General features: G+C 44.3%; 1 protein-coding gene. It reads left to right on the forward strand.

Translation table 11 applies throughout. The features are described from left to right. Positions 1 to 1,145: Calx-beta domain-containing protein (locus tag BUR42_RS29245; RefSeq protein ID WP_143197653.1), on the forward strand; the 1,145-nt coding region annotated here is incomplete at both ends.

Consider the following 1,145-nt stretch of genomic DNA (forward strand, 5'->3'; position numbering starts at 1 on the left):
CCTGCTAACGGTGATCACATTGATCTGACCTTGTCAGCGAAGACAGATGGTATCATTGAAGCCTTAGAGAAACTGGAATTAATCCCAAGTGCAACTGGTGGTTTCACCTTTAATAAGAACGTAGAACTGGATGTAGTAGATAATGATCTTTCCGGTGCATCTATATTGCTGACTACTTCTTCTGCCAACTTACTGGAGGGTAATACAGCTACTATAACTGCCACTTTACAAGGTGGGCTGACAGCAGGAAGTGATCTTGTTATCACATTATCAAAAGCAGGTACTTCTGCAGTAGCTAATGATGAACACAATGCATTAACTACGATCACTATTCCTGCAAGCCAGAGTACAGGAACATTCACTTTGACAGCTAATACAGATGATCTGCTGGAACCTTCAGAAAACCTGGATATAGAAGGTACGGCTGCTGGTTTCACAGTTATCCCTGTTACTGTTAATATTACAGACCTAAATGGTCAGAATAGTAATAATAAGATATTCACTATAACGCCTGTTGCTGCATCAATTGCAGAAGGTAGTTCAACGGTTGTGAAGATCAGTCTTCCTGCCCCGCATAGAACACAGGATGCACTGACTATCACTTTAAGCAGAGGTGCTTTATCAAGCGCCTCCCTTCAGACGTCAGAATACAGTGACTTTACCGGATCGGTAGTAATACCGGCTGGAGGGAATGAGGTTACATTTAACCTGGATGCACTTACTGATAATATCATTGAACCAACCGAACAATTGCAGCTGGAAGCTACTGCAATGGTATACGGTACATCTATTACCGCGAAGACGACTGTATCGATCACAGATGTAACAGCCAGCAAGCTGATCACGATCACCGGTGCTACCACGGTAACGGAAGGCAGCAGCGTAACGATCACTTTCAGCCTGCCAGCAGGTACTACCACTGCAGAAGCCTTAGACATTGATCTGGCTGTAGCCGGAACTTCTACTGCTTTGCCTGCGGACTTTAATGGGGTATTCCCCACTAAGGTAACTATCCCTGCTAACGGTGATCACATTGATCTGACCTTGTCTGCGAAGACAGATGGTATCATTGAAGCCTTAGAGAAACTGGAATTAATCCCAAGTGCAACCGGTGGCTTCACCTTTAATAAGAACGTAGAGCTGGA

The sequence above is a fragment of the Chitinophaga niabensis genome, from assembly GCF_900129465.1.
GTDB classification, from domain to species: domain Bacteria; phylum Bacteroidota; class Bacteroidia; order Chitinophagales; family Chitinophagaceae; genus Chitinophaga; species Chitinophaga niabensis.